The 22,345-nt window shown below is 51.3% G+C and carries 21 protein-coding genes; 19 read left to right on the top strand and 2 right to left on the bottom strand.

Annotated features, from left to right (window positions below; all coding sequences use genetic code 11):
• Window positions 1-114: 114 nt before the first annotated feature.
• The 6 genes from ACN0YN_RS21515 to ACN0YN_RS21490 all read left to right on the top strand — a co-directional run bounded on the left by ACN0YN_RS21515 (window position 115) and on the right by ACN0YN_RS21490 (window position 7,377).
• Entirely contained in the window at window positions 115-3,054 is a 2,940-nt protein-coding gene (locus tag ACN0YN_RS21515; RefSeq protein WP_417387081.1) for a hypothetical protein, read from the top strand.
• 314 nt (window positions 3,055-3,368) lie between these two features.
• Window positions 3,369-3,698 carry a hypothetical protein gene (locus ACN0YN_RS21510; RefSeq protein WP_417387080.1) on the top strand — a complete coding sequence of 110 codons (330 nt, stop codon included), beginning with the start codon at window positions 3,369-3,371 and terminating at the stop codon, window positions 3,696-3,698.
• A 137-nt stretch (window positions 3,699-3,835) separates the two neighbouring features.
• Complete coding sequence (locus ACN0YN_RS21505) at window positions 3,836-4,237, top strand: hypothetical protein (RefSeq protein WP_417387079.1); 402 nt, start codon at window positions 3,836-3,838, stop codon at window positions 4,235-4,237.
• Between the two features lie 32 nt (window positions 4,238-4,269).
• Window positions 4,270-4,785, top strand: a complete 516-nt coding sequence (locus tag ACN0YN_RS21500) for an SMI1/KNR4 family protein (RefSeq protein WP_417387078.1) — start codon at window positions 4,270-4,272, stop codon at window positions 4,783-4,785.
• A 129-nt stretch (window positions 4,786-4,914) separates the two neighbouring features.
• Window positions 4,915-6,711, top strand: coding sequence for a translation elongation factor 4 (gene lepA / locus ACN0YN_RS21495; protein ID WP_417387077.1), 1,797 nt, complete (start codon window positions 4,915-4,917; stop codon window positions 6,709-6,711).
• 348 nt (window positions 6,712-7,059) lie between these two features.
• On the top strand, window positions 7,060-7,377 hold the full coding sequence (locus ACN0YN_RS21490; RefSeq protein WP_417387076.1) for a low molecular weight protein tyrosine phosphatase family protein: 318 nt from the start codon (window positions 7,060-7,062) through the stop codon (window positions 7,375-7,377).
• Between the two features lie 77 nt (window positions 7,378-7,454).
• On the opposite strand, the gene ACN0YN_RS21485 is transcribed toward ACN0YN_RS21490, so the two are convergent.
• Window positions 7,455-8,375 (bottom strand): sugar phosphate isomerase/epimerase family protein, encoded by a 921-nt coding sequence (locus ACN0YN_RS21485; RefSeq protein WP_417387075.1) that lies wholly within the window; start codon window positions 8,373-8,375, stop codon window positions 7,455-7,457.
• Window positions 8,376-8,697: 322 nt separating this feature from the next.
• Between ACN0YN_RS21485 and ACN0YN_RS21480 the strand changes: the two genes are divergently transcribed.
• From ACN0YN_RS21480 to ACN0YN_RS21460, 5 genes are all read left to right on the top strand, one after another.
• Complete coding sequence (locus ACN0YN_RS21480; protein ID WP_417387074.1) at window positions 8,698-9,576, top strand: hypothetical protein; 879 nt, start codon at window positions 8,698-8,700, stop codon at window positions 9,574-9,576.
• A gap of 111 nt (window positions 9,577-9,687) precedes the next feature.
• Window positions 9,688-10,167 carry a hypothetical protein gene (locus ACN0YN_RS21475; protein ID WP_417387073.1) on the top strand — a complete coding sequence of 160 codons (480 nt, stop codon included), beginning with the start codon at window positions 9,688-9,690 and terminating at the stop codon, window positions 10,165-10,167.
• 130 nt (window positions 10,168-10,297) lie between these two features.
• On the top strand, window positions 10,298-10,663 hold the full coding sequence (locus ACN0YN_RS21470; protein WP_417387072.1) for a DUF2200 domain-containing protein: 366 nt from the start codon (window positions 10,298-10,300) through the stop codon (window positions 10,661-10,663).
• A 35-nt stretch (window positions 10,664-10,698) separates the two neighbouring features.
• The gene (locus tag ACN0YN_RS21465) at window positions 10,699-11,136 is read left to right on the top strand and encodes a VOC family protein (protein WP_417387071.1); all 438 of its coding nucleotides are present in this window, start codon (window positions 10,699-10,701) and stop codon (window positions 11,134-11,136) included.
• Between the two features lie 169 nt (window positions 11,137-11,305).
• Window positions 11,306-12,652, top strand: coding sequence for a DUF4303 domain-containing protein (locus ACN0YN_RS21460; RefSeq protein WP_417387070.1), 1,347 nt, complete (start codon window positions 11,306-11,308; stop codon window positions 12,650-12,652).
• 243 nt (window positions 12,653-12,895) lie between these two features.
• On the opposite strand, the gene ACN0YN_RS21455 is transcribed toward ACN0YN_RS21460, so the two are convergent.
• Window positions 12,896-13,678 carry a carbonic anhydrase family protein gene (locus ACN0YN_RS21455; protein ID WP_417387069.1) on the bottom strand — a complete coding sequence of 261 codons (783 nt, stop codon included), beginning with the start codon at window positions 13,676-13,678 and terminating at the stop codon, window positions 12,896-12,898.
• A 278-nt stretch (window positions 13,679-13,956) separates the two neighbouring features.
• Between ACN0YN_RS21455 and ACN0YN_RS21450 the strand changes: the two genes are divergently transcribed.
• The 8 genes from ACN0YN_RS21450 to ACN0YN_RS21415 all read left to right on the top strand — a co-directional run bounded on the left by ACN0YN_RS21450 (window position 13,957) and on the right by ACN0YN_RS21415 (window position 22,289).
• Entirely contained in the window at window positions 13,957-15,177 is a 1,221-nt protein-coding gene (locus ACN0YN_RS21450) for a Tm-1-like ATP-binding domain-containing protein (RefSeq protein WP_417387068.1), read from the top strand.
• 17 nt (window positions 15,178-15,194) lie between these two features.
• Window positions 15,195-16,031 carry a phosphoenolpyruvate hydrolase family protein gene (locus tag ACN0YN_RS21445; RefSeq protein WP_417387067.1) on the top strand — a complete coding sequence of 279 codons (837 nt, stop codon included), beginning with the start codon at window positions 15,195-15,197 and terminating at the stop codon, window positions 16,029-16,031.
• Between the two features lie 45 nt (window positions 16,032-16,076).
• Window positions 16,077-16,415: an EthD family reductase gene (locus tag ACN0YN_RS21440; protein WP_417387066.1), complete on the top strand. Its 339-nt coding sequence runs from the start codon at window positions 16,077-16,079 to the stop codon at window positions 16,413-16,415.
• A gap of 38 nt (window positions 16,416-16,453) precedes the next feature.
• Window positions 16,454-17,065 carry a hypothetical protein gene (locus ACN0YN_RS21435; protein WP_417387065.1) on the top strand — a complete coding sequence of 204 codons (612 nt, stop codon included), beginning with the start codon at window positions 16,454-16,456 and terminating at the stop codon, window positions 17,063-17,065.
• Between the two features lie 240 nt (window positions 17,066-17,305).
• Window positions 17,306-18,790: a Gfo/Idh/MocA family protein gene (locus tag ACN0YN_RS21430; protein WP_417387064.1), complete on the top strand. Its 1,485-nt coding sequence runs from the start codon at window positions 17,306-17,308 to the stop codon at window positions 18,788-18,790.
• 78 nt (window positions 18,791-18,868) lie between these two features.
• On the top strand, window positions 18,869-20,203 hold the full coding sequence (locus ACN0YN_RS21425; protein WP_417387063.1) for a 3-keto-disaccharide hydrolase: 1,335 nt from the start codon (window positions 18,869-18,871) through the stop codon (window positions 20,201-20,203).
• A gap of 134 nt (window positions 20,204-20,337) precedes the next feature.
• Complete coding sequence (locus ACN0YN_RS21420) at window positions 20,338-21,951, top strand: sulfatase family protein (RefSeq protein ID WP_417387062.1); 1,614 nt, start codon at window positions 20,338-20,340, stop codon at window positions 21,949-21,951.
• A gap of 62 nt (window positions 21,952-22,013) precedes the next feature.
• On the top strand, window positions 22,014-22,289 hold the full coding sequence (locus ACN0YN_RS21415; protein ID WP_417387061.1) for a hypothetical protein: 276 nt from the start codon (window positions 22,014-22,016) through the stop codon (window positions 22,287-22,289).
• Window positions 22,290-22,345: the final 56 nt, after the last annotated feature.

Below are 22,345 nucleotides of genomic sequence, written 5' to 3'. Positions count from 1 at the left end.
GCATAATGAAATGATGATTCTGATTAGAATTCAGCTGTGAGAAGAAGCCTTTCTGGCATTCGATCTGACCTGTAGCGTGGAACAGAACTGAATTTACATGTGAAAGAACATGAAATGACTCACAACGTCTCCTCAGCCTGTTTCGCTTCATCTCCCTTTCACAGTTCGCCAGTCCGTAGCCTACCTCTGATCCTGATTCTGTTTCTTTCTGTTTGGAGTGAATCGGCGGCCACGGCGTCGGACGACCTAACGGATCAGAGCGGAACCAGCTTACATATTCTGGCCAATATTGACGGAACAGATCAATTACATATTTCACACCGCGCTGTCCGCTGGAAACATGGTTCGTGGTCCTGGCCTACTCATGTCGAGATTAATGGGCAACCCTGGTCTCCTCAACAGCAACATACATTACAGGTGGGTACTAACTCCCCCTTTGTGCGCAGTCATATCAGACTGGCGGGTGCCACCATCAATAAAATTCGAGGTCGTGGACAGGTCCGCCTGGGTTACGATGCAAACGGCTTGATCGTCCACTTCAATGACGAAAGGCACAACGGCTCTGATACATACGAAATACTCATCACCTTTGCCGATCAGATTTGCAGGCAGTCAAAACAGATGATCGACGACCTCACAGCTGAGACAGGTCAACCGCCGAAGCCACTTGAATTACATCTCCAGACAAAGATCGACGGTGCTGACGCCGTTCATATCGATTCAGAAAAAGTCAAATGGGCGCACTATGAATCAAGCTGGCCACGCAAGGTGGCGTTTAATGGTCGAAACTGGGATCCCTATATAGAACCGGAATTCCAGCCCGAATCAAAAGGCTTTCCTGTTCTCGCCGGTCTGAATTTGTCCGCAGCCGAACTGGTGGAGAAATCGGGGAGAGGCGCGGTACAGCTCCTGAAGTCTGACGATCGAATGACGATTCGTTTTGACGACCGACACGCCGCAGGAAGCGACACCTACACTGCGCGAGTTCGCATCCCGATTTCACAGCTTTGGCCTGTTGAAATTCGCTGTGACCTGCCCGAACATGTTCTCGGCGCTTCACTGACAGTCGTCCGTTATGAGAAAGATGAGAGTCACCCGACAATCGTCCCGGGCCAGCATGTATTTGATCACCTTGGACGGACGGTTGTCGCATTACCTGCCGGTTCTTACCAGTTTGAAGTGCAGCATCAGAATCGTCCACAGGTTCTCGTGGCTTTAAAAAGCAGCCGCGTGGAAGTCGGATCGCCAACGACGGTCAGGCTACAATCGATTCAGATTCCCACACCGAAACTGGCGGTGCAAGGTTTCCGCAGACTGGAGCTGACGCAACTGGGAATACGATCCATCCTGCCAACCGGCGCAGTATCATGGAAACGAAACGCACGGGCAGAACATGTCTCTTTGGTCCTATCCAAAGACGAAAGTTACCGTATCCGTGTCTTTGGCAGCAACGAATACGCGCAGGTCGCTTTATGGAAAGAATTGAAAACGAATGAACTTCGTCGGATCCAGGAAACGGCAGAGAACATGGTCCGGTGCGCTTTTGGCTGGCAATCAGAAGCCTTGCATCCTGTTGCGGCAGGAGTAAAACTGAATTTCCCCGATTCTCAATACGAGTTCCCTATAACAAATAACACCCTGTTTTTGACGAATCGCCGGTTCCTGGAACTCGGGTACTGGTTCCAGATCAAGAACGGTCGCAAAGCGGTTTTCCATCCCCAGGGTTACACACTGCCTCAGGCTCCGTCCGATCATCTGTTTGAACTGGGTGGCCCACTGTCCGGTCGCGCAAGTGCAACGATCTTGACGAACGAGAGCTTAGGAAGCCCGAGCGCAAGACAACTATGGACTGATATCAGTCTGATCGATCCTCAGGGGCATATCCTGGATCGCCAGAAATCAACCATTGACTGGAAATGGGAAGTGCAGATGCGCGACGGTGCCGCGCCGCCGAAGCCTCCCCTGACACAGGCTGCCATCCAGCGGTTGGGAAATGTGACTGACACGGTTCTCCTGAAAGCACATTACCAGTTGGATCAGCCCACAGAACTGATTCTGGCTCCGGAACGTTTTGTTCCCCGTCGCTCTAAACATGTTTCAACAACATCGCCTGCGTATATGAACTGGCGAACGTCTGCCTATCTGGCGAAGGTCGAGCGCAGCCTGAGTGAAATTGCATCAGAACGGGAAATCCCCCTCGATCCATCCTACGGCGTCAAGTTGTCCTGGTGGTTGAACGGCGGCGCCATTGGTGGACACCGCGGAACCACAATGCCTCTCAGCGGGATGGTGGGAGACTTTAACTGGTTTAGTCATCCCTGGGCGATCTCACACGAATTGCTGCACGGGTTCGGGTATGGACACGATGACGACATGAACCGCACCGATGCCGTCATCCAGAGGCGTTTCCAGGAACATAAATGGTTTGTGGCAGACCATCCGGATTATGTCCCGGAATTCCAGATTCAGGCAGAGACCGAACCAACGGAACGTGTTCTCGGAAAGCCAGTCGACCTGCTCAGTCTGATCGATTTACAGCGTGACACTCTCCAGGGGGAGTGGAAACTGGAAGACGGCGTGCTGCTTACACCAGCGTCGAGTGGTGGTCGTCTCAAGCTGCCCGTTGAGGCCCCCTCTTCCTATGAGTTATTGATGGTCGTCACCCGTCTGAAAGGCCGTGATACACTGGGCATTGACATTGTTGCAGGCGAGAAGAACAGTGGCACTTTACTGGCCCTTGATGGCTGGCTCGGACGGGCATGCGGACTGCATACTCTCGATGGACGTGGTGGCGATCAGAATGCAAGCACTTATCAGGGAGGCGTCTTTCCCGATCAGAAAGAGCACACCATCCTGTGCCGCGTCACTCCAGAGAGCGTGGTAGTCGACGTCGACGATAACCGGATCATCGACTGGCACGGTGATCCGAAACGATTCCGGCATCCCACGAACTCGACAGAGATACGAGGACGGGAACTGGTCCTTTCCGAAACGAAGAATGTATCGTACCAGATTACAAAGATTCAGCTCCGAACTATCAAAACACCGGACTGAATTGAATTCTATTTTAATTCAATCGGATAACTTGAATAGATCACATTCCGTTAAACAGGTATTCTTATTCGGTTCCAGACGGCTTTCATAAATCGCTTTTTAATACACCATCTTCACACAGGAGATGAACCATGCTGCGAACATCAGTTTTTTTCAGCACTGTAATTATTGCATTACTTCCAACAGCTGTGCGTTCTGCAGAAAAACCGAAATCACTTTTGGCAAATATATCTGGATGACAATATCCCGATTCAAAGATACACGGCGCAAGTATAAGAGACGCGGCAACAGTCAACCACAAGGGGGATAGAACCGTGCCTTCCAGTTACAGCAAGACAGTTCTCACAACGACAGACCCCATTGACAAGGTGTTTAATTACTACAAATCAAAACTGGCTCAAAACGAGATGCCCTTTCCAGGAAATGAACAGACACAAGATTTAGACGGAATCTCAGGTCGCTCAGTCATGTTCCACAGTGACTTGGAAGATCGCCCGGTGAAGATCCATATAATCTCAATTAACACCGCGCATACATCAACAACCCTTGTGATCAGTCAGGCAGAAGGCGAACCAGAGACACACATCGCCTGGTCACAATATGAGACATATGACCTGAATCCCCCTAAAGTCAAATCGGAATAATACGACATATGCGGAACAGACAGACGCACTGTTATCTGAACAGATCACATTTGGTTAGAAAGTAATTCTTTTTGATGCCGTACACCCTCTATATGCTCTACAATTCTGACTGCAATTCGCTTTTTTGAGTCTCAAGTATGTCAGTGGTTTTTGATTTAAGAAATAGTACAGATTCATGGGCAGCTTTGGTGAATATTGCTCTCGCTGAAGATTGGCCGGAGTATATTATTAAGTATGGAAATGTTGGATCTGAGAGGTGGTGGAATAACTACGATTCTGATCTTATACCTAGCTTTCAGGTCATCGGGACAGTTTCTTTTATCGGTAGGCGCAAAGACTTTTTCAATGAAGAATGGGATATCGTCGAAATCAATCAGGAGGGTAAGATTACTATATATGACCGACCAGGTTTCTGGGAAAGTGAAGAAATAGTGATTGGTGCAAAAGTTATTATTGAATCGTTTGAAATCTCATTCCGACAAAAATTTGGACCGATGAAATATGATTTCTTGCGATTGGTGCAAGTAATAGAAACTTAGTATGGGATTTGAAGCTTATGAATTGTGAAAAAATGAAACAAAGCTTTCCCTCCAGTATCCCTTTTCCTAATGAACTCGAACAATTAATCGAGTGGACAAATCAAAATGGTTATCCAATCAGCGGTTTCTTTGAACTTCGTTCTGGCGACAGAGACACCATGTTCTACTGGTTTGGATTCAGGCATGTCGATGATCAACTCGCGCAATTCGGCGCGGGGGCTGATGGCTCTCTGTATTGCATCTGGGATGCCGGTGATAACTGTTATCCAGTTGTGCATTTAGGTTCTGAGGGGGACGGCATCAAAGTTCTTGCTGCCAATTTTAAAGATTTCCTGCGACTGCTTGCCATTGGGTATGGCGAACTCGGTTTTGAAGATATATCGAAACCACCTGCAGGAAGTGAACCGAACTTAACTTTTCAAGAATGGGTCAAAAGTCAGTTCAGCACCAAGATTCCCCCGAATGGTTCTGAATTCATTACGCTCGAAGCCAATGGAAAATGTCGATTTGCGAACTGGGTAGACCACGTATGTGAGAAATATAACTAACCTGGACGCAGGCAAGTTAGAATGCCCTTCACCAGGGCAGCCAGGGAGTCAGACGCCGTTACAGTCGCCCCTCCACATCGACTGCCTTCACTGTTGTTTTTTTCCTCTGCTTTCTGCTAAAACTACGCGATGAAACATATACGAAACTTCTGCATCATCGCTCATATTGATCATGGCAAGTCCACGCTCGCCGATCGGCTCATTCAAACCTGTGGTGGCGTGACACTGCGCGAACTGCATGAACAGATGCTCGACTCGATGGATATCGAACGCGAACACGGCATCACCATTAAGAGCAATTCCATCACGCTCAACTATCGCACGCCGGATGGCGAAGACTATCTATTGAATCTGATCGATACGCCGGGCCACGTCGACTTTTCGCACGAAGTCAGACGCTCATTAATGGCCTGCGAAGGTGCCTTGATCATAGTCGACGCTTCTCAGGGTGTCGAAGCCCAGACGGTCGCGAACCTCTATCTGGCGCTGGAACATAACCTGACCCTGCTGCCTGTCATCAATAAGATCGACCTTCCGGCTGCGGACATCGAACTGGCGCAGGAAGCCATTGATGAAGAACTGGGCCTCGATCCGTTCGAAGCGATCCCGATATCCGCCAAAAATGGCATTGGCATCGAAGCCGTCCTGCAGGGCATCGTCGAGAAACTTCCAGAGCCACAGGGCGATCCGGCTGCACCGTTGAAAGCACTCGTGTTTGACGCGATCTATGACAAGTTTCGGGGCGTCATTCTGCAGTGCCGCATCATGGAAGGCACACTCAAACCGCGCGATACAATCCACTTCATGCACGCCGGTCGAGACTTCACAGTAGATGAAGTGGGCTACAACCAGATGAAACTCAATCCCAAATCACAACTCAGCGCAGGCGAAGTGGGTTATGTCGTCGCGGGCGTGAAAAGTGTGCAGGACATTGAGATCGGCGATACGATTACCCTGCAGAATCGACAGGCTGCTGAACCGATCCCCGGCTACCAGCCCGCCAGACAGGTCGTGTTTTCTTCCATTTATCCCATGGACACCGGAGACTATGTAGAACTCACCAAGGCCCTGGAGAAACTGGCGATCAACGACGCCGCCCTCACGTTTGAAAAGGACAGTTCCGCGGCGCTGGGCTTCGGCTTTCGTTGTGGATTTCTCGGACTGCTGCACCTGGATGTGATTCAAGAGCGCTTACAGCGCGAGTTTGACATTGGGCTGGTGATCTCAGCCCCCTCGGTGAAATATATTTTAACACTGAAAGACGGATCCACACTCGAAGTCGACAATCCCTCTTACTGGCCCGATCCCACAGCCATTGATTCCGCCAGCGAACCCTACATCAAAGCTTCCATTCTGACTCCCGAGACATATGTCGGACCGGTTATGGAACTCTGCAGGGAACATCGTTCGGAAAGCCAGACGATGAACTATCTGTCCGCCAATCGAATCGAAGTCACCAGCATCATGCCGCTGGGAGAGGTCTTGTTCGACTTCTACGGCAAACTGAAGATGATTACCCGCGGATATGGATCGTTCGATTATGAGCCTATTGAATATCGAACTACTGATATTGTGAAAGTCGAAATCCTCGTCAACAAAGAACCGGTCGACACGCTGTCCTATCTCGTTCATCGCGAGAAGGCCCGCCCGCGGGCTCTGCATTACTGCGAACAACTTGCCAAAGAAATTCCCCGTCATCAGTTCAAGATCCCCATCCAGGGAGCCATTGGAGGCGAAGTCATTGCCCGCACGACCATCGCACCGTTCCGCAAAGACGTCACCGAAAAGCTGTATGGCGGCGATGTGACGCGGAAGAAAAAACTGCTCGAAAAGCAGAAAAAAGGTAAAGCAAAAATGAAGCAGTTCGGCAGCGTCAACATCCCCCAGAAAGCCTTCATTTCTGTCCTGCGCGCCGATAAAGATTAAGACTGGAAAGCGGTCTGGTTGAGGGCGTCGTGTAGATTACCGCTGCAAGTTATGCATCTGAACTTCATTGTTCGTTGCACCTTCCTTAGTACCATATTGACACTTGATTATTGATCATACAGAATCAAACGGTCTTTATGGAAATCATTCCGTCTTATTCAAATCAATACTCTTGAGTACATCGATGCCTGAAGAACAAAAGAAAACCGGAGCTCCTGGCTGATCTGCCCGGTCTGGACAGGACAGCATCGCGAAACAACGGCCTGACATTTCACAATCATGGCAACTATCACCAGCAAAACATAAACAGACTAATCAGATGAATTACTGGCAAGGCGACCATTCCTGATGCGAGTTCTATTCCTATGTTCAAAAAACAAAAAACGCAGTCTGACCGCAGAGGTTCATTTCGCGATTCAGAACGAGTTCGAAGTGGCTTCAGCAGGTTTAAATCGCGATTCTCAGACGCCCGTCACACCAGATCTGCTGACATGGGCTGATCTCATCTTCGTGATGGAGCCGGTACATCGCCAGAAGCTGTCGAAACGATTCAATCAGTATCTGAAAGATACCAGAATTGTTTGTCTCGATATTGCAGACAAATACGAATTCATGGATTCTGATCTGATAGCGGAATTAGAGCGAAAGGTCAGAAAGCATCTTTGAATTAAAAAAACGCTTTGCGGCCCAGGCTGTCCTGCACCGTAAAGCGTCTGTGACACCTGCCTTCTGTGTCATCTATTTCAGGATTGTGTCGTCAAACCGAACACGCGATCCATATTCGCGGAGATCTCTTTCAGTCGTGCCAGATCACCGCCGGCAACTTCCGCGGCGGCCCAGCCGGTGTATTTGATTTCGGCCAGTGCCTTGCGAACGTCGGCCCAGTCCAGGTCCCCTTCACCAATCTTGGTGAACTTGCCCATTTCGCGTGAGAAACCTTTCAGGTCCAGCTTGATGATTCGTTTGTTAAGCTGACGAATCCAGTCCCCCATGCTGCCGTACTTCCAGTGATTGCCGATATCGAACTGCATGCCGACCCAGGGAGAATCAAATTCGTCGATGTATTTCACAAACTTGTCCGCAGTCTGATTGTGGTCCCCTTCGTGGTCATAGCAGAACTGATTCCAGACATTTTCGACAGCAATCGGAACTCCCAGCTCAGCCGCCAGCGGAATTGCTTTCGAAATATTATCAATCGATCGCTTCCAGATCTCTTCTTCGGGGCCATCGACGCCCTTCCCGACAACCAGCAGAACCGTGTTTCCGCCGACCGCGTGTGTCTGCCGTAATGCTTCTTTCAGGCTCTCCAGAGCCTTGGCACGCACTGCCGGATCGGGATCGGTGTGCCGCACATTCCAGTGGCTGGAATTGACTGAACCGTCTACAGGCAGCCCGGTTGCTTTAATGGCAGCGTTGACTTCTGCGACGTCGATGCCCGGAGTATTCAATTCGATTCCCTGGAACCCGGCTTCCTTCGCGAGCGCGAACTTTTCTTCCAGCGACTTGCCCGCTTTGACCATCCCAATCTTCAACGTCTTATACAGGCGGCCTTTCAGATAGCCTTCCTGACTTGCAGCTCCCTGAGCAACAAACGGAGAAGAAGCAGCAGCGGCGGCCGCTAACAGCATAAAGTGGCGACGAGAAAGTGAATCCGATGTGAGCATGTCAACTCCTTGATGTCTGGTCGTGTGGCGGTCCGTTTCGGTCTGATTACTTCAGTTCTATCAGGTCACAGGTACCTGTCATCCCGATATTGTAACATTGTTTACTAAAACATGGCACCAAGAAAGCTGCCACTTTTCAAGGCGAAACACAAAATTCCGTAGTGATAAAACACTCTATGAAATCGCTGAGCGAATGAATGTGAAAAATCGGAACTCGCGGTGACTTGCAGGGAAAGCCAATTGATTTGTTACCTGTACGCGGGTAGATTAACACGAAAACTTATTCCGTATTTCAATCGTTACAGAGGCAAGGTCACTCTACATGCGAATCCATCTCTACAGTCTGCTGGCCGTTGTGCTCGTCGCTGGTTGCACAAACGAAAATGCCACTAAAAAAACAAGTGACATTAAAGTTTCTGACACGACAAAATCGATCACTGAAGATTCACAGCAACCAGAACTTCAGCCACCAGTTGACAACTCTCTGATGCTCAAAGAATACATCGAGGCTGGTGTTCCTGCCGGCGACCGTAGCTGGACCGGTAACGACATGGCAAAAGCGGCTGAGATTCTCGCGGGGATCGCGCAGCAGGACAGAAGCAAACTACCCCGATACCAGAGTCAAAACTCGGGAGAAATGTTTAAGCGACTGACAGCCGATGATAACCTGGACAGTTACCGAAACCAGACACTGCCACTTCAGCAGCGTCTTCCGGACGGCATCAACTACATGCAGTCCAGTAATCAGATTCTCAAACTTTATCTCACAGCGTTTAAACAGCAAGAGGTCGGTGACAGCGAACTTGTCGAGCTGATAGGCGCCCAGCTTCGAGTTTCGGCTGTGATGATGACATTGGTCAACGAGTTCCTGCCATCCCTTAACAAAGACAATCCTGATTATCCTGCCCGCATGGAAGGCCTGAAGCGAATGAAGAATGGTCTGGCTACGATTGTCGCTGGCAGCTTGCAAACTCTGACAGAATCACAAACGTACCGACCGTCGGAACTCAAACGTTTGATTGGATACATGCAGCTCACTTTTCCCACATTACTCCCTGAAGTGCCCGAAAGCAGCCGGGACGAATTTATTACCCGTTTACAGTCATTTTCAGCTGATCCCCAAATGCAGAATCTGAATCCTGAACTCGATAAACTGCTTGCCACCGTAAAGGCATCCATACAATCGAATCAAAATCCATAACACAGCTTTACTGACTTCACCGGAATTCGGTAAACCGGAACATTTACCAGTATGAGTGAATTCAGTGTGTCACTGCCAGGGGTACGTTCAACTCAATGAGACAAAAATAATATGAGTGAAATCGACAATATCTTCCACGAATTTGCTGCAGCCTTTGCTGGTGCGTTCAACAATGCAAATCCAATCTGCTTCCCTGATCAGCTAAATCACGACGCCTTGGATCTGTCGCATGACAGTTTAAAATATGTCGACGAATATCTGGAATATCTTCATCAGCACAAAAATAAACTGGACTTCGAGGAATGGAACAGCACGATCCTCTATGGTGGCGCATATGTTGGCGAAGTCATTCGAAATGAAACAGACAACCATTACCACTGGATCGACTACGTTGACTATATGCCGCGACATCCTGAACTTCAGGCAATACTTCCTGAGAGAACGACCCCAACCTGTGCTTTCCTCGTCGATAACAACGATAACATGTCCATGCCACTCAACAAGATCGCACGCTATATAGATGATGGCGCAGAAAACAGTGTTCACTTTTTCGCACTTTGTGACATCAATAACGCAAAAGACGCATCATAATTCGCCGCATACGGGAACAAAGTCCGCTTTTCATCAGGTAGCTGGAATACGTTCGGGTCCTGCTCACTGGGAAATGATTTGAGAAACGGATTCTAAACGGTAACACAACAAGCCACAGGAAAATTAAAAGATGACCAGCAAATCCGACCACGACGAACGTATGGCGAATATGACGTTTGCTTCCGTGTATCCACACTATGTGACCAAAGTCGAAAAGAAAGACCGGACTAAAGAGGAATTGCATCAGGTCATCCGCTGGCTGACCGGTTTCAGTGATAAAGCAATACAGAAGCACATCAAAGACAAGATCACGTTTCAACAATTCTTTCAGAAAGCAAAGTTAAATCCCAACGCTCACCTGATTACAGGAATGATTTGCGGCTATCGGATCGAAGAGATTGAAAATCCATTAACGCAACAGGTCAGGTACCTCGACAAGCTGGTTGACGAACTGGCAAAAGGGCGGAAGATGGAAAAAATACTGCGAACAGAGTAACGATCAACGGGATCACCGATTAGTCAGGAGAGAGTATGACGGTCAAGCGGATGGACAACGTCGGCATCGTGGTAGAAGACCTTGACGCCGCGATTGAGTTTTTCACCGAACTGGGTCTCGAACTCGAAGGACGCGCCCCCGTCGAAGGAGACTGGGCAGATGGCGTCACAGGATTAAGTAAGATGCGCGTCGAAATCGCCATGCTGCGCACACCGGATGGTCACAGCCGTCTTGAGCTCTCACGTTTCCTCTCACCGCCTGTCGTCGCCGATCACCGCAATGCACCGGTAAACTCACTCGGGTATCTGCGGGTCATGTTCACCGTGGAAGACATCGACAATACAGTCGCCCGGCTCGTGAAACGGGGCGCGGAGCTTGTCGACAAAGTAGTCCAGTATCAGGACCTGTACCGGCTCTGCTACATCCGGGGCCCCGAAGGAATTCTCATCGGTCTGGCTGAGGAACTCAAATAGCAGATTTCTCAATGAGCCTCGGAAATCTCGGACATGCTGCACATCGACTCCGCTAGAAAGCACCAAATAACATATTATCAATTGAACATAGCCTGAAATTCTGATAGAGCTTGATTGTGCAAATTCTGTCTCTCAATTGTCCCTCGGTCAGCAGAGCAATAAATACATCATGGCAAAAACCAAGACTTCGGCAAAACGTGACTTCAATTGGCTACGGTTTGAAGAGACAGTTGCTTCACACTGCTCGAAAGTGATCCAGGCAGCCATGAACCAGTACTCCGACGAGCTGTTTTACGCCGCTGCATTTCACGAGTTTTATGCCGAGGAATGCCAGCTTATTACCTTGCCGTGCCTGGCTCTGAATACTGAAGAAGAGCTCGACCGAGACGAAGATTTCAGGTGGAGTTCAGCGGACTGGTACTGGACTGATTTACCCTGGCAAAATAGCGAGGTGCAGCAACTTTTTACAGCGCTGAATACGGAAGCCAACCGCCTGGACTCTGACCATTGGCAGAGCGTCTACGATTCCATGATGCGGTCGATGGTACAGATTGCAAAGAAACTGACTTCTGACTTAAAGCAACGAAAGAGCACAACAGGAGACTTTGGTGTTTTTGTATTTGCTGACGAACATCCCGATGAAATAAAGATATTGCAGCAATGCATGACAAAAGCTCAGTTTAAAAGAAGATTTCCCGACCTGCACATGCAACTTGAAGAAGAGACTGCCATCGCATCCGGTTCAGTTGAGCAGAAATACAAAAGTTATCGAGAGAACCTATATAGACACCAGGACAAACTGAGATCGATGGGTGAGGCCGCAGTTCCTCTGCTGCTCGATTGTTTAAGCGATCCTGAGCAGGGGTGTGTTGCCGCTGATCTGCTCGGGGAACTGAGCCTTCGCCAGGATCGAATTATCAAGGCATTACGTAAACAGGCAATCAAACCTGGTCATGTACGATTTCACGAGACAACAGCACTTATGCTGCTGGGGGATGTAGACTTTGTAATCAAACTAGCAGAGAAATCAGATTACCGAGATGTGGCGGTCGAAGGCATAAAAAACAGTTACTCCTGCGCGGCTGATAACTGCTGTGTCCCACTCCCACTTGACTATGAGCCGATTGAACGCTTGTTGAAGATAAAATCCTGCCAGCGACTCGTAAGGCAAAGTTATTCGTCAGGTGGTAACTGTGTAATTGCCTTGCCCTCTCGCGAGATTGGAGTCGAGAGTCTTGACGCAGCGATCAATGGCACTAAATCAAAACACCGAATTATCCGTGAACACGCGGTTGGCTGTCTGGGAAACCGGAGTCTTGGTAAGGCCGCAGGCAAACTGGCAATGCCAGCGATTGTATCGCTTTTCAACGACCGTTGTTTTAATGTTCGTCGGCTTGCCATACTCAGCCTCAGCTACTGGAAGAAAGCCGCGACGCCATATATACCGCAATTGAAAAAACTCTGCCGCGACCCCGACTTGCGAGAGTGGGCAAAGTACTGCCTGAGCGAAATCTAGTTCAAATGAGATCTTCAGGGAGTTTGTTAATCGACTTTGATCATCAGGACCGTGTTCTATTATGCAATGCCAAACGCGGCAGCTGGCGTTTAACTTCATCCGCAGAACTTGTATTATCCGGACATGCTTTTCCGCGGCTCCAGGATTCTTACCTGTCGCTAAGTACTACAAAGACGTTAACAGTCTCTGAGAGAATTTGATCATTATCCGGCTCTGAATATTCAGACTCACAATACATACCTCTCACTGTTCCAGCAAATCAACCTCGCCGGTCTGCATGTTGTAGATGCCGCCCACGATTTTGATCTCGCCCTGCTTTTCCATCTCTTTGAGGATCGGACTGTTGATTCTGATCCGGTCGATGGTCCCCAGGACGTTCTGTGCGATCACCATTTTCACGAACTCGGGATTCTGACTCGTCTTTTCCCCTTTGTAATCTTTGAAGTGATCGACGGCCGGTTTGATATTTGCCAGCATGGCAGTGATGTTGCCCAGTTCGACGCCGTCAATGGCACCATTCACGGCGCCACAACTTTCGTGCCCCAGTACGAAGACCAGCTTGGAACCGGCGACCTTGCAGGCAAATTCCATGCTTCCCAGAATATCGGTGTTTTCAAAGTTACCAGCAACACGGGCTACGAAAATATCGCCGATCCCACGGTCAAACACATCTTCTACGGGAACGCGTGAATCCAGGCACGAAAGAATGACCGCTTTAGGATATTGCCCCAGCGCCGCTTCGCGGACCAGTTTGGAATGATCACGGGCGGTCAGAGTCCCTGCTACAAAACGCTGGTTCCCTTCTTTCAGCATCGTCAGAACTTCGTCGGGGGTCAGTTTTGCCTGCTCTTCCTGAGTCAGCACACGATTCACCAGCGGTTTGACATCGAGTTCCACTTCGGTACCTTCCGTCTCCGCTTTCCCGTCAGCAGCATCAGAGGCCGCCGGTTGATTCTGTGTACAACCCGACAGAATCATGACAAACAGACAACAGATCAGAAATGGATTCGAATTCAGTTTGATCATCTTCGTAGTTCCTTTTGTATTCGTATTAACCGTGGCGTTCAGACTGCCTGTCTATTGGGAACCCTAGCTCACAACAGTGAGCCACGTGGTAAACTGACGCGGAATATCAGCAAATACTCTTCACCTTAATCAGAATGAAGATCACAGGCACTACAGCCGGACCTGCTTTCACTGCGCCTGCAGTGTTTCCCCTGGCTTGACAAATTCCGACGTGACTTCCCAATATGAATGATTGAGCAGAACCCGATCGAGAGAACAAAAACATAGAAAGCCCCCGCATGTCGAAAACCATCTATGCACTCGCCACGATGGATACCAAAGCAGACGAAATCTGCTTCGTGGCTGATGCGATTCGCAATGCCGGCCTTGATGTTGTTCTGGTCGATTTAAGTACCCGCGGTCATTCGGACCGGGCCGATATCTCAGCAGAGACCGTGGCTGCTGCACATCCCGCTGGCCCCGCTCAGGTTCTGAAACAAACTGACCGGGGACAGGCGGTAACCGCGATGGCAGCCGCACTGCGTCTCTGGTTACCCGATCAGGTCAATACAAAAGAAATCGCCGGTGTGATCGCCATCGGCGGGAGTGGGGGAACTGCGATTGTCGCCCCCGCAATGCAGGCATTACCCGTCGGTCTGCCCAAACTGATCGTCTCAACCGTCGCCAGCGGCAACACACAACCCTATGTGGGACACAGCGACATCACGATGATGTATTCTGTCGTCGACGTCGCGGGACTCAACTCGGTATCACGGCGAATATTAAGCAACGCCGCACACGCCATCGTTGGTATGGCGTCACGCATGCAGGACATCACGGAAGCCCGCCCTGCTCTGGGTATGACCATGTTCGGCGTGACAACCCCCTGCGTCGACATGGTGCGCGGATCACTGGAATCACAAGGTTTTGATCCACTGGTTTTTCACGCGACGGGCACCGGTGGTCAGGCGATGGAAAAGCTGGTCGCCGACGACTTGATTCGTGGCGTGCTTGATATCACAACCACGGAAGTCGCCGACGAAGTTGTGGGAGGCATCATGCCCGCTGGCCCCCAGCGATTCGATGTGATTCTCGAACGAGGTATCCCGTATGTAATGAGCCTGGGTGCCCTCGACATGGTTAACTTCGGTGCCCGTGAAACGGTTCCCGCACAGTTTGCCGACCGTCAGTTTCTCGTACATAATCCCCAGGTCACACTGATGCGAACAACGGCTGAAGAGAATCGGCAGTTTGCCAGGTGGATCGCCGGCAAAGTCAATCGGTCGACTGCTCCGGTTGAAATCCTGATTCCCGAACAGGGAATTTCCATGCTGGATAAACAGGGAGAACCCTTTTATGATCCCACTGCAGATCAGTGCCTGTTCGAAACGCTGGAACAGGAAGTGATTCAGACAGAGACTCGACGTGTGACGCGACATGACTGCCATATCAACGACGCTGAATTTACAACAGCTCTGGTAGAGGCATTCGCGCGAGTAAGTGGAACGCGTTTTCAATAAAGCCAGAGAGAGGCACTATGCCAGAATCCAGACAAAACATTCTGAAGCGGTTGCATACCAAAGTCACAGCAGGCAAACCGATCATCGGTGGCGGCGCGGGGACGGGCTTAAGCGCGAAATGCGAAGAAGCCGGCGGCATCGATCTGATTGTAATCTACAATTCGGGCCGCTACCGGATGGCCGGCCGCGGATCACTTTCGGGACTAATGCCCTACGGGAACGCAAATGAAATTGTCAAAGATCTGGGACGCGAAGTCTTGCCCGTGGTCAAACAGACGCCCGTCCTCGCAGGAGTCTGTGGCACCGACCCCTTCATGCTGCGTGATCTGTTCCTGCAGGAACTGCGCGCGATGGGCTTTGCCGGCATTCAGAATTTCCCCACCGTCGGTCTGATCGACGGACAGTTCCGGGCCAATCTCGAAGAGACCGGCATGGGCTTCGATCTCGAAATCGACTGCATTCGCGCCGCCCACGATCTCGACCTGCTCACCACACCTTATGCGTTCGACGTCGAACAGGCACGCCAGCTGACCGCCGCCGGAGCAGATATCATTGTCGCCCACATGGGACTGACGACAGGCGGATCGATCGGTGCGGAAACAGGCAAGACGCTTGATGATTCGGTCGAGTCGATCCGTACGATGGTTGATGCCGCTAAAAGTGATCGAGACGACGTGCTGCTGCTCTGTCATGGCGGTCCGATTGCGATGCCCGAGGATGCCCAGTATATCTTTGACCGCGTTCCTGGAATCGATGGTTTTTACGGCGCCAGTTCGATGGAGCGTCTCCCCACCGAAATCGCATTGACCGCACAGGTTCGGCAGTTCGGTGAACTTTCTCTCACAAAAACATAACCAGGTGCGTTTTATTTATTCACTACCTGACAACAGGAAATCAACATGTATCGCTTAACCGTCATGTACGGACATCCGCAGGACCCCGCCGAATTTGATCGCTATTATCACGAGGTACACATCCCCCTCGCAAAGCAGATGAAAGGTCTCACCGGCTGGACCATCGGCAAATGCTTCTCTGCGGAAGCGGGCAGCCCTCCCCCTTATTACCTGATCGTCAGCCTGTATGCAGAATCCGCAGCTGCGATGCAGACGATTCTGGAAAGCCCCGAAGGTCAGGCCACCATCGCCGATGTGCCCAACTTCGCCACCGGTGGTGTGATGTTTATGTATGATGAGGAAGAAGTGTTGATTCCTGTTGAGTTGAAGATACCCGGTAATTAGAGATTGTTCTCATCTTACTCACAGTTAAGGAGCCTGCAATGCAAGCCAGGGATGCTGCTTTAGTTGTCTTACAGAGCCTGTCGTTTTTGATTCTAAGCTGCCTCTTCAGTTCATCACTGCCAGCAGCTGATCCCGTTCAATCTGAAACCAAGATTGAATGGGGGCCAGATGTAAAAGGAGTACAGGCTTCTCTGTCAGCCGAAAAAGACTGTTTTCTCATCGGGGAGCCAATCCTGCTGACATATCGAGTGAAAAACCAATCTCAGATTCCTGTTGACATTACTTATGACCGCTACCAGTCCTATTGTTTGAAGATGGACATCGTTCATTTTCGCGATAAAAACACTCCAAACTGGAATACAATGATTCCCTTGACCAAGTATGGACAGGCGAAATTTGGGAATTATATCGGCAGTTTCAGTGCAACTGAGATTCATCCCAATCATATGCTCACCTGGTGCTTTAATAAGATCCCCATCAACAGACTCTATGATATGTCACTTCCAGGAGAATATCATATCTCTCTGAAACGAAATTTGGGAAATGGAATCGTCACGAGTAATGTTCTTAAAATCAATATCAAAGAACCGGCAAAACCCGACTCCGACCAGGCAGGTAAATTCACTGAGAAAATCGTTCCTTCGGAGTAAACGGCTTTGAGACAACAGAATTTTCTCAGCATTCACTTAAACCGAGCATTTTTTAAAACCAAAGCAGCATCCCAATTTAATCTCAGTTGCTTTCTCGCTTGCGTGCCCCGTATAGTAAAGAGATAGATCAGCGATTGCTGATACGTATGAATATCATTCCTGATCAACATCCTGCTTCTATTGATCTATCCTCCTCAATGAAGAACGAACCAGTTCACCCGTAGTTTGGAGAATCGAGTCATGTCTGAACCAACTGAATCGAACGTATCACGACGCGAGTTCATTAAGACCAGCGCGACAACCGGTGCCGCAGCAAGTCTGCTGGCCGCAGCCACAAAGACACGCGCAGCCGACGCGAACAGTCGGTTACGGATCGGCGTGATCGGTGCCGGGAATCGTGGCTTCAATACCATCACGAAGAAACTCGTCAAACTCCGTGAACTGGGTCGCAACATCGACCTCGTTTCCGTCGCCGATGTCTACTCGGTGCACCGCCAGCGCTTTGTCGACTACATCAAGGAACAGACCGGCGTCACACCAACCACGCACGTTGATCATCGCGAGCTGCTGGCCGACAAAGACATCGACGCCGTCGTGATTGGCACCCCCGATCACTGGCACGCCAGAATCACGCTGGATGCTCTGGCCGCTGGTAAGCACGTTTATTGCGAAAAGCCGATGACGCACACTGTCGAAGAAGCCGCCGAAGTCGTCGCTGCCTGGAAAGCCAGTGACCGCGTGATGCAGGTCGGCGTGCAATCGACCAGTGCACCGGTGTGGGACATGGCCCGCGAAAAAATCGACGCTGGCCTGCTGGGCAAAGTCGTCCAGTTCCAGACCGAATGTGCCCGCAATGGGAAGTTCGGCATGTCGCGGCACAACCTGATCACCAAAGAAATGACGCCGCAGACAGTCGATTTCCGTCGCTTCCTCGGCGTGGACGAAGGCTTTCATCCCGACGTGCCTTTCGACCGTGAGATCTTCGGACAATGGCGCTGCTACTGGGCCTTCGGCTATGGCATGTTTTCCGACCTGTTCGTGCATCGCGTAACTGGCATGCTGAAAGCCACCGGACTCCGCAAGCCCGGCCGCGTGGTCGGTGGCGGCGGGATCTTCTTTGAATACGATGATCGTGAAGTCACCGACGTGGCCTCGATCATCGCCGACTTCCACGAAGGGGTGCAGGGGCTGGTCAGCAGTACCATGGTCAGCGAAGAACGCAAGCTGGATCACATCATTCGCGGCCACAACGGACTGCTGCTGTTCGACAAGAGCTGTTCGGGCAACAGCGGCAAGTGTTCGTTCGAATTTATTCCCGAACGACCACAGGTCACGCTCAATAGCAGTCTCAAACCCGAGACCTTTGAAGTGCAAACCGAGCTCGACATCGTATCGACGCACTGCGCGAACTGGCTCGACGCCATCCGCTCGGGTAAACCCACGTCCGTCAACAACGATCCGGAACTGGGCGCCGCCGCCGTCATGCTCGTCAACCTGGCCGTACGCAGCTACCGCGAAGGCAAGGTGTTCCATGTCGATCGCGACGGTCAGGTCAGCGACGGTAACAGCAGCTGGGCGGACGGCTGGGAGAAACTGTCCAAGGCAGAAGCCAAACCACGGCATGTGCCGGGCTGGCACGCGGGCGACACGGGCAGCGTCATGTACCCACCCGAATATCAGAAGCTCGCCGGCCCCTGGATCGATGGCAAGCCGCCGCAAACATAAAGACGATCGCCATCAAGACAATCGCTCACCGTTGCTGACACCCACCAGGCTTGAGAAAGAACAAAGGACGAGGAACGCATGAAGTGCAACGTACGTATCAACGCCGGAGTGAAACTGCTGGCCCTGTGCTTCGTCTCACTCTGCCTGAGCCACGCCCCGTTACCGGCTGCTGAAACGGAGCTGTTCAACGGTCGGGATCTCACCGGCTGGGTCAACGTCAACGGGGCACCAGACACCTGGCAGGTGCGGGACGCCGCGATTGTCTGCACGGGAGAACCCCGCTGTTTTCTGCGCACCGATCGGATGTATGAGAACTATGTGCTGGAAATGGAGTGCCTGCACGTGAAACCGGGCGGCAATTCCGGTCTGTTCTTCCACGCCGATGCCCTGCCGCAGATCGGGGCCCCCTATCCCCGTGCAATCGAAGCCCAGCTGCTCGACGACGATCATGGCAGTCTGTTTGGAATCCGCAGTGCCTCACTTGTGCCGCTGACCGATCCCGATAAGAAAGGGACCGCCGCACGGGCCCGTCCCCTCGAAAAACGCTGCCAACCAGCGGGGAACTGGAACAAGTATGTGCTCACATCAAAGGACGGTACCGTGGAACTGTCCGTCAACGGGAAGGTGGTCACGCGAGCGAAACAGACGAGCCTCGTCAAAGGCTTTATCGGCCTGCAGGCAGAACATAGCGAAGTGCATTTCCGCAACATCCGCATTCGCGAACAGCCCTCGAGCAACCCGCTGCCGGAAAAAGTCGCTCAGGCTGACGCAGGCTTTAAGTCGCTGTTCGACGGACTCACGTTTGCCGGCTGGAACCATCGGCCCGGGCACAAGGGGCACTGGGTCGCCCAAGACGGCGAGATCCACTACGACGGCAAGGCCGAGTCCAAAAAACGGGCAGACCGCGACCTCTGGACGAAGGACGAATTCAAAGACTTTGTCCTGATCGCCGACTGGCGACTGTCAGCCAAACCGGAAATGAAGCCACACCCCATCGTCCTGTTTAACGGCGATTTCCTGATGGAGGCAGACAATCCCCGCAAACGCGTCACCCGCCCGCACCTCGATGCCGGCGACAGTGGCATTTATCTGCGTGGCAGTACGCGAGCCCAGCTCAACATCTGGAGCCAGGTCCTCGGCTCCGGCGAAATCAACGGCTACCGCACCGACAAGACAATGCCGCCCGAAGTCCGCCGCGCGTGCATTCCGATCAAGAATGCGGACCGTCCACTCGGCCAGTGGAACCGCTTCGAGATCACCATGCGCGGCGATCGCGTATCAGTGGTCCTCAACGGCACCACCGTCATCGAAGGCGCACAGCTCCCGGGAATTCCTGCGCAAGGCCCCATCGCCCTGCAGCACCACAACGACCCCGTCGAGTTCCGCAATCTGTTTATCAAACCGTTAAAGTAAGAACGTCCCAGTGCCGGTATCATTTCATCATCCACTGTCACTGCTGATTCACAGCCCGATTTCCTTGACCCTGCGCTCCCGTTGGTTGATACTGAGATAAACGCACTACACCACAGATTCTCCGAGGATACATCATGCCGTCTGCCAACAACTCGCTCGCTTTACAAACCAGATCCCGTATATCGGATTTCCTGCTTCGCTCAACTCTGTTCATGCTCTTTTTCTGGGTTACCACTCTGTGCCTCACTACCCAGGCATCTGCAACTGAAAAAATAAATAAACCCAACATCATCTACATCCTCGCCGATGATCTCGGCTACGGTGATGTGAGCTGTTACAACCCGGAATCAAAAATCAAAACGCCGCACATTGATCGTCTGGCGGCTGAAGGGATGAAATTCACTGACGCGCATACGCCGTCAGCTGTCTGCACGCCGACGCGTTATGGGATTCTGACCGGTCGTTACTGCTGGCGGACGCGGTTGAAATATCGCGTACTCGACGGCTTTGATCCGCCGTTGATCGAACAGGACCAGGTCACCGTCCCTTCGCTGCTCAAAAAGGCAGGGTACGACACTGCCTGTGTCGGCAAATGGCATCTGGGCATGCAGTGGACAGACAAAAACGGTCAGCCGGTCCCTGCAGTCCCCCTGGATCGGAAACAGCGTCCGCGGGTCGGCGATGACGTGGATTTCACAAAACCCGTGACAGGCGGTCCCCTGGCGAATGGCTTCGACTGGTATTTCGGCATCTCAGCTTCGCTGAATATGTCTCCGTTCTGTTTTATCGAGAACGATCGACCTGTGATCCTGCCCACGATTCCCAGCGAGCGGATCCAGACCGAATTTCTGTCCGTTGATCAGGGCATGCGTTCCCCTGATTTTACGATCCGCAGTGTGATGCCCACACTCACGGGAGAAGCCGTCAAATACATCGAACAGCATGGGAAAGAAGCTCCCGAGCATCCCTTCTTTCTGTACTTTCCTCTCACCGCACCGCATCTGCCACTGGTCCCCAATGATGAATTCAAAGGCAAAAGTGCCGCGGGGGAATATGGAGATTTCGTGCTCGAAGTGGATGCGACTGTCGGAGCGATCATGGACGCTCTGAAACGTTCCGGCGTTGCCGATAATACACTAATCATGTTTACTTCGGATAACGGCGGTCTGTATCACTGGTGGATCCCACAGGAAACCGATGATCTTAAATATTACAAACCCAATCACCGGGGACAGTACGTCAAAGACCGTGGGCATCAGGGGAATGCGCACCTGCGAGGCACGAAAGCTGACATCTGGGAAGGCGGACATCGCGTCCCCTTCATCGTCCGCTGGCCTGGACATACTCCCGCTGATTCCACCAGTGATGAACTCGTCGAACTCACCGATTTGCTGGCAACCTGTGCCGCAATCACCGATCAGAAGCTTCCCGCCGGCGCGGGCGAAGACAGTGTCAATATTCTGCCCGCCCTGCTCGGTAAAACCAGCGATAAACCTCTACGCGATTACGCGATCCACCATTCGCTGTGGGGACATTTTTCCGTACGACAGGGGCCATGGAAGATGGTTCCCAAACGGGGTTCGGGTGGCTTCACCCGTGCCCGCGAAGTCGAACCGCAACCAGGAGAACCGACGGGGCAACTCTACAACCTCAAACAGGATCCTTCCGAAACCAGGAACGTCTGGAACGAACATCCCGAGGTCGTAAAGCGGCTTTCAGCAATTCTGGAGCAAGTACAGAATCAGTAATTTCACCAGTTAAAATTCTCCCAGCGCTTCTCTGATCAGTAGATAGAGGATGCATATCATTCATGTGGGTCTTTAACCTCAAAGCACTGGTTTGTGGCTTCGCAGGACTGTCCGGTTTTTTCATCTCACTCAAATTCAGTGACAGCCGCGAACTGGCGGTCATTGTTGCGACTGTGTCTGCAATGCTGTTCGATCTGTTTTTGCGGTTCACCAATGATGAGGTGGAGAACCCCAGCATCAATCCTGAAGCAGGCGGACACATCTGGTTTGCCCCAATCTGGGCCGTCGGCATTATCTTCCTGATCATCGCCGGCCTGGCGTACTTCAATGTTTTTTGAATTGATATCTGCCATATTTCAGAATGAAGGGCTGAATTGATATCAGTTCCACCACT

It is taken from the genome of Gimesia sp. (assembly GCF_048260065.1).
In the GTDB taxonomy this organism is placed as follows: domain Bacteria; phylum Planctomycetota; class Planctomycetia; order Planctomycetales; family Planctomycetaceae; genus Gimesia.
Note: the sequence above shows the minus strand (reverse complement) of the source record. Positions and strands in the feature narration are given on the sequence as shown.